Origin of the sequence: Longimonas sp. (assembly GCF_046498435.1) — a bacterium.
In the GTDB taxonomy this organism is placed as follows: domain Bacteria; phylum Bacteroidota; class Rhodothermia; order Rhodothermales; family Salinibacteraceae; genus Longimonas.
On sequence record NZ_JAWOAR010000113.1, the window covers coordinates 1 to 7,075 of the forward strand.

A 7,075-nucleotide genomic window follows, 5' to 3' on the forward strand; every position below is an offset into this window, starting at 1 on the left:
CGGCCAGATGCTTTTTGAAGGCGGCGCCCAAATGCGGATGGTGCCCGTTCTTGACCTGAAACGGCACGCCCGGCTCGCCCGCCAGCAGCGCCGCCACCATGAAGGTGCCCATCTCGATGCGGTCGGGCGTGTTGCGGACGGAGGTCGGCTCCAGCGCATCCACCCCCTGAATCTCAACCGTGCGCGTACCCAGGCCATCGATCTGTGCGCCCATTTGCTTGAGCGCTTCGCCAAAGGCCACCACATCGGGCTCCTGCGCGGCGTTTTCGATGCGAGAGCCGCCGCGGGCCGTCACTGCCCCGAGCAGCAGATTGATGGTCGCGCCCACGCTGGACGGCTCCATCCGAAACGTGCCGCCGTCCAGGCGTCCGTTCGGCGCTTCCGCCACCACGTAGCCCTGATCCAGCTCAATCGACGCGCCAAACGCCTTCATCCCTTCAAGGTGCAGATCGACCGGACGCGGTCCCCAGGCGCAGCCGCCCGGCAGCGACACGCGTGCCTGGCCGCAGCGTCCAATGAGCGCACCCAACATGTAGAACGACGCCCGCATCTTCTTGACGAGGTCGTAGGGTGCCTCGGGGTGGTCAAGGCGCCCGGCATCCACCGTAAGCTGATGAGCCGACTCGTTGAACGAGACCGATGCGCCCGACACGCGCAGCACGTTCGAAAACGTGTACACGTCGCGCAACGCCGGAATATTGGTGAGTGTGGTGGTGCCGTCGGCCAGAAGCGAGGCGGCCATCAGTGGAAGCGCCGTGTTTTTGGATCCGCCAACCGTAAGCGATCCGGTGAGCGGCTGGCCGCCTGTTACAACGAGTTTGTCCATAAAGGTGGGGACTGCATTTTCGCACAACAACGAGAGGGCAACGGTCGTCTTAAAACACGCGTACCGGCACTTGTTCGCCTGTGCGGTTGCCCGCAGGCGATAGGCCTATTCTGTTTGTTGGATTCGACGTGTTTTCGCTATGTCCACCGATACCATCTACCTGGACCACGCAGCCAGCACGCCCCTCGACGAAGCGGTCCTGGAGGCGATGATGCCGTACCTCACCGAGCATCACGGCAATCCGTCGTCGGTGCACCGGTGGGGGCGGCAGGCCCGCGTAGCGGTCGAGGAGGCTCGCGAGCGTGTAGCCCGCTGCATCGGAGCCGAGCCGAGCGAAGTCGTCTTCACCAGCGGTGCGACCGAGGCCAACAATTGGGTGCTGCGTAAGCGCATGGCGGATGCCGGGGCTGGGGCGCACTTCATCACGTCTACGGTGGAGCATGAGGCTGTGCTCGAACCGGCATCCGACCTCGAACGCGCAGGCTACCGCGTGACCCGTTTGCAGCCCGATCGCTACGGAGGTATCGCGCCCGAACAGGTCGAAGATGCCCTCATCGCCGATACTGCGCTTGTCTCCCTCATGCACGTCAACAACGAAACGGGCGTGCGCACCGACATCGCTGCGATTGCCGAAATCTGCCGCGCTCACGGTGTGGCCCTACACAGCGACACCGTGCAGTCGATGGGTCTCCTGCAGAACGACATGCGCGAGTTGGGCGTGGACTATGCCACCATTTCGGCGCACAAGCTGTACGGTCCCAAGGGCGTGGGCGCGCTCTACGTACGGGGCGGATCGGCGCTGCCGCCGCTCATTGAAGGCGGAAGCCAGGAACGCGACCAGCGCGGAGGCACCGAAAATGTAGCGGGCATGGTCGGACTCTCCGTAGCGCTGGAGCGGGCCTACGAACGTGCACCTGAGGAAGCGCCGCGCCTGCGCACCCTGCAGTCCGATCTCATGCAGCGGATTGAAGATACACTCGGCGATGCTGTTGTATGCAACACGCCGCCGGGGCCGGATCACCGCGCGCCGCACATCGTGAACGTAGCCGTGCCTCCACAGAACGGCGAGGGCCTCGACGGCGAGATGCTCATCTTGAATCTGGATATGAAGGGCATCTTGGCCTCGGCGGGCTCAGCCTGCACCAGCGGCACCCTCACGCCCAGCCACGTGCTCTCGGGCATCGGTCTCGACAACGCCACTGCCGCAGCCGCCGTGCGGTTCTCACTCGGACGCGACACTACATCCGACCACCTGACCCGTGCGGTCGAGGTCCTCCACGACACCATCAGCCGGATGCGTGGGTAGCGCCCTCGGTCTGTTGGAGACTGCACCAGCCTCCTGTATCCCCCTGTATTTTAGTAGCTAACCGTCCTCTGTTGCATGCGTAGCGCTCTGCTTGTTTTCGCCAAATGGCCTGCCCCCGGACGCGTAAAAACGCGCCTCACGCCTGTGCTTACGGATGAGGAGGCCGCACAGCTCTACCGGGCCTTCTTGCTTGACCTGCTGGAGCAGACACAGGCGCTGGAGGCCGATGTCATTCTGCACTGGGCCGAAGGGCTGCCGAACGGACAGGGGCAGCCATTTGCGGAGCGTGTGGATGCGATGGCCGTGCAGCAAGGGCCCTCGCTGGGCGCGCGTATGCGAAACGCGATTGATGCAACGCTGAGCGATGGCTATGAGCGCATCGCTATTGTCGGGAGCGATCACCCCACCCTGCCCACTGCCTTCCTGCGCGAAGCCTTCGCTGCGCTCAAGCGTCCGAGCAGCATTGCGCTGGGCCCGAGCTACGATGGCGGCTTCTACCTGATTGGCATGAACGCACGCTACCCGCAGGTCTTTGAGGGGATGCGATACAGCCATCCACAAGTCCTCAACCAGACACTCACGCGCATCGGGCGCACCAGTGCAAACCTGACGGTCCTGCCGCGCTGGTACGACGTAGACACGCCTGCCGCGCTCCGCCTCATGCTGGCCGACATGGACGAGGGCCCGCCTACGCCGCACACCGAGGAAGCCGTACAGGCGCTGGAGTTGCGCTCGCTGGTGTAGCGTCGTAAGAGCGCGCCTGTCACTCAGCGTTAGCGCGTTTCTTCATGATGCTTAAGCTGGCGCAGCAGCGCCCATGAGGATCCGGCACAACGTCGCGTCTTCATCATATAACCTTTGTCCGGTATATTTCTGCTGCCTCGGACGCCAGTCGTGCTCACGCCCATTGACGCCCGTGTCCCCATGGAAACCACATCCTCTCCGCAGACCGTTTCCGACTACGAGCGGGAACGAGGCAAGCCTATGCCCAGCAAAGCCCACGGATACACGCAAGCCAACCTCATTGGTGTTCTTCTCGCCCACCGAGACCGGTTCACGATTTTCTCGGAACTGACGCTCGACCTGGATGAGCGCGAGTTGACGCCAGATCTTTCGCTCTACGCCGCCGCGGACGTCGATCTGCTGCACGATGACGTTCGCGTACAGGAGCCGCCGCTGTTGGCAGTCGAAATTCAGAGTCCAACGCAAAGCACGCAGGCGCTCATCGACAAAATTGAGTTCCTGCTCGGCGCAGGCGTGCAGTCGTGTTGGCTTGTGCATCCGCCGCTCCGCACGGTGACGGTCTTTCCCGGCACGTTGGACGGCACGACGGTCTCCAGCGGAACGGTGGTGGACCCGGTGCTGGACCTCGAGATTGCAGTGGAGGCGGTGTTCAATCAGGGGGCGACTGGCAATCCGCACTCGTAAACACCTACCGTCATCCATCGATCGCATCGCCACGTTTCCCAATTAACCCGCCGTGGTCTCATGTCCAATACTGCCACGCAGCGCCTCACGCTTCGCCTCACCCCCGAACAGAACGCCCGCATCGAGCGCCTGGCCTGCCAGAAAGGAACGTCAACAGAAGACGCCGTTCGCTCCGCCGCGGACGACGCCCATTGAGCCGGAGCCAGGCTCGTTTCTGGAGGCCGCCGCGATTAGCACCACCGCTGGGCGAAACAAGAGGCGTCGCATCTCGCATGGCCGTTTTACACGTGTGAGGCTGTGCTTTCGGAAGCGCTTTCGGTGAAGTCGAAACTGAATACCGCGACGGGCTTTTGCAAAAACGACAGTTACAATTCAATTTCCTCATTTACCACCGCGCCCCGTCATGGAAGCCGACCGCTATTCGCCCGAGCATCCCGTTCGCTTCGTCACGGCCACGAGCCTGTTCGACGGCCACGACGCCGCTATCAACATCATGCGGCGCATCCTGCAGGGCACCGGCGTGGAGGTGATCCACCTGGGCCATAACCGCTCGGTGCAGGAGATTGTAGACACCGCCATTCAGGAGGATGCGCAGGGCATCGCCGTCTCCAGCTATCAGGGCGGACACATGGAGTACTTCAAGTACATGCACGACCTGCTGGAGGAGCGGGGCGCGGGGCACATCAAGATTTATGGCGGCGGTGGGGGCGTCATCGTCGAGGACGAGATCGCGGAACTGGAAGCCTACGGCATCGCGAAGATCTTCTCGCCCGAAGATGGCATGCGCCTCGGCCTGCAAGGGATGATCAATCAGATGGTGGAGGCGTGCGACGTTCCGATTTTGGAGTTGGGATTTGGGATTTCGGATTCGCCCTCGCCGAAAGATGCTCGCGTTATTGCGCGCAGCCTCTCGAAAACCGAGATGGGCGAGCCTGCGACCCTCAAGCTGCCCGCGGCGGCTCGTGCAGGCGCTGAATCCACAGATGTGCAAGAAGTGCAGATCGGCGGCGAGCAGCCCGCAAGCGGCGACGGCGCCCCGCACACCACAGAACAGCAAGCCTCCAAAATCCAAAATCTAAAATCGAAGGCCCCAGCTCTGGGCATCACCGGCACGGGCGGAGCCGGAAAATCCACGCTAACCGACGAACTCATCCGCCGCTTCCTGAACGACTTCGACGACGTGTCGATCGCCGTGCTCTCCGTCGACCCCACGCGCCGACGCACCGGGGGCGCGCTCTTGGGCGACCGCATCCGCATGAACGCCATCTACGGCGATGGGACGTCTGAGCGGGTGTACATGCGCTCCTTTGCCACGCGGCAGGCCAACCGCTCCACGAGCAAAGCGCTGCAGGATGCGATGGACGTCTGCCGCGCCGCCGGATACGACCTCATCATTCTGGAAACCGCCGGAATCGGCCAGAGCGATACGGAGATCGTCGACCTCACCGATCTCTCGCTCTACGTGATGACGCACGACTTCGGCGCGCCCACGCAGCTTGAAAAGATCGGGATGCTCGATCTGGCGGATATCGTGGCGCTCAACAAGTACGAAAAGCGCGGCAGCCGCGATGCTCTGCGCGACGTGCGCAAGCAGGTGCAGCGCAACCACATGCGCTTTGACGAATCGCCCAAGGAGATGCCAGTCTACCCGACCATGGCCTCGCACTTTGGGGATCCGGGCGTTACGCGCCTCTACCTGGCTCTGCTCGACCGCCTGAACGACGACTTCGACTTTGAGCAGCGCTCAAGACTGTACAGCTGGGACGACACCCCCGAACCCGAACCTGCCGACGTCGCCATCATTCCGCCCAACCGCCAGCGCTATCTGGGCGAGATTGCGGAGACGTGCCAGGATTACCGCAGCTGGGCCGAACAGCAAGTCACCTACGCTCGGAAGTGGGGCGAGGCCAAAGGGGCCCGCGAACAGGTGGACGACTGGGCGCCCGAAGACCAGGAGCAACTGGCGGGTCGGCTGGATGCGATGGTGGAGCACTGGTGGGCTAAGCTCGATGCGCGCTGCAAGGACATCCTCGACCAGTGGGACGACCTGAAAGAGGCGTATCAGCAAGAGGAGTTCACGTACACGGTGCGCGGGCGCGACATCACGGTGCCGCTCTACCGCGAGAGCCTCTCAGGTACGAAAATCCCGCGTGTGGCCCTCCCCAAGACCGATGCGCCGGGCGAGCAGCTTCGCTTTGCCCTCCTCGAAAATCTGCCCGGCTACTTTCCGTTCACTGCGGGCGTGTATCCGTTCAAGCGCGAAGGCGAAGACCCCACGCGCATGTTCGCAGGTGAGGGGAGTCCCGAGCGCACGAACCGGCGCTTCCATCTCGTATCGTCGGATGCGCCAGCAAACCGCCTCTCCACCGCGTTCGACAGCGTCACGCTCTACGGCTTCGACCCGGCCAAGCGGCCCGACATCTACGGCAAAGTCGGCAACGCGGGCGTTTCCATCTGCACGCTCGACGACATGAAGAAGCTCTACTCGGGCTTCGACCTGTCGGACCGCAAGACCTCCGTCTCCATGACGATCAACGGCCCCGCGCCGATGCTCATGGCCATGTTCTTGAACACGGCGATTGATCAGCAGGTAGAGAAGCACCTGCGCGAGGAAGGGCGCTGGGAGGAGGTGGATGCCCTCATCGATGAGAAGCTCGGCGACGAACGGCCCGAGTACGTGCCCTACGGCCCCGACGGACGCGAAGACGGCTTGCCAGAAACCCACGACGGAAGCGGACTGGGCCTCCTGGGATGCACCGGCTCCGATCTTGTGGAATGGGGCGCGCTGGATGCAGAGACCTACACATCCATTAAAGCCGATACGCTGAACGTAGTGCGCGGCACCGTGCAGGCCGACATCCTGAAGGAAGATCAGGCACAGAACACCTGCATCTTCTCGACCGACTTTGCCCTGCGGCTGATGGGCGACATCCAGCAGTACTTTATCGATGAGAAGGTGCGCAACTTCTACTCGGTGTCGATTTCGGGCTACCACATTGCCGAGGCCGGGGCGAACCCGATTACGCAGCTTGCCTTCACGCTCGCCAACGGCTTTACGTACGTGGAGTACTACCTGAGCCGCGGCATGGACATCGACGACTTCGCGCACAACCTGTCGTTCTTCTTCTCGAACGGCATGGATCCGGAGTACAGCGTCATCGGACGCGTGGCGCGGCGCATCTGGAGCGTGGCAATGCGGGAGTTGTATGATGCGAATGAGCGGAGTCAGAAGCTGAAGTATCACATCCAGACCTCCGGGCGCAGCCTGCACGCGCAGGAGATCCAGTTCAACGACATCCGCACCACCTTGCAGGCGCTGATGGCGATCTACGACAACTGCAAAATTACGTGGTGGCCGGGGGAAAGATGGGTGAGGTTTCTCAGCGGCTCTATGACGAGATCGTGGCCATCCAGTACCGGCAGAAGCCCGATCCTTACGGCTGGGTAGAAATGATTGATTAAGGGGCGATGATATGATCCCGACCATTGAATGGCACGGCAACCATGTTCGAATG

Annotated in this window: 6 protein-coding genes; 5 read left to right on the forward strand and 1 reads right to left on the reverse strand. The window is 62.5% G+C overall.

The features are described from left to right. On the reverse strand, positions 1-826 hold an 826-nt coding region (locus R6U20_RS04480), incomplete at its 3' end, for a UDP-N-acetylglucosamine 1-carboxyvinyltransferase (RefSeq protein ID WP_410336670.1). Positions 827-965: 139 nt separating this feature from the next. Between R6U20_RS04480 and R6U20_RS04485 the strand changes: the two genes are divergently transcribed. The 5 genes from R6U20_RS04485 (at position 966) to R6U20_RS04505 (ending at position 7,008) form a co-directional block, all read left to right on the forward strand. After that, positions 966-2,132 (forward strand): cysteine desulfurase family protein, encoded by a 1,167-nt coding sequence (locus tag R6U20_RS04485; RefSeq protein ID WP_410336671.1) that lies wholly within the window; start codon positions 966-968, stop codon positions 2,130-2,132. A gap of 75 nt (positions 2,133-2,207) precedes the next feature. Then, positions 2,208-2,876 carry a TIGR04282 family arsenosugar biosynthesis glycosyltransferase gene (locus R6U20_RS04490; RefSeq protein ID WP_410336672.1) on the forward strand — a complete coding sequence of 223 codons (669 nt, stop codon included), beginning with the start codon at positions 2,208-2,210 and terminating at the stop codon, positions 2,874-2,876. A gap of 180 nt (positions 2,877-3,056) precedes the next feature. Beyond that, positions 3,057-3,560: a Uma2 family endonuclease gene (locus R6U20_RS04495; RefSeq protein ID WP_410336673.1), complete on the forward strand. Its 504-nt coding sequence runs from the start codon at positions 3,057-3,059 to the stop codon at positions 3,558-3,560. Positions 3,561-3,620: 60 nt separating this feature from the next. Continuing rightward, positions 3,621-3,755 carry a ribbon-helix-helix protein, CopG family gene (locus R6U20_RS04500; RefSeq protein WP_410336674.1) on the forward strand — a complete coding sequence of 45 codons (135 nt, stop codon included), beginning with the start codon at positions 3,621-3,623 and terminating at the stop codon, positions 3,753-3,755. Between the two features lie 208 nt (positions 3,756-3,963). Next, complete coding sequence (locus R6U20_RS04505; protein ID WP_410336675.1) at positions 3,964-7,008, forward strand: methylmalonyl-CoA mutase family protein; 3,045 nt, start codon at positions 3,964-3,966, stop codon at positions 7,006-7,008. Positions 7,009-7,075: the final 67 nt, after the last annotated feature.

What these genes read in the sequence shown, in the direction of transcription:
- R6U20_RS04485 (WP_410336671.1), top strand. Translation starts at nt 966, where the DNA reads ATGTCCACCGATACCATCTACCTGGACCACGCAGCCAGCACGCCCCTC.
- R6U20_RS04490 (WP_410336672.1), top strand. Translation starts at nt 2,208, where the DNA reads ATGCGTAGCGCTCTGCTTGTTTTCGCCAAATGGCCTGCCCCCGGACGC.
- R6U20_RS04495 (WP_410336673.1), top strand. Translation starts at nt 3,057, where the DNA reads ATGGAAACCACATCCTCTCCGCAGACCGTTTCCGACTACGAGCGGGAA.
- R6U20_RS04500 (WP_410336674.1), top strand. Translation starts at nt 3,621, where the DNA reads ATGTCCAATACTGCCACGCAGCGCCTCACGCTTCGCCTCACCCCCGAA.
- R6U20_RS04505 (WP_410336675.1), top strand. Translation starts at nt 3,964, where the DNA reads ATGGAAGCCGACCGCTATTCGCCCGAGCATCCCGTTCGCTTCGTCACG.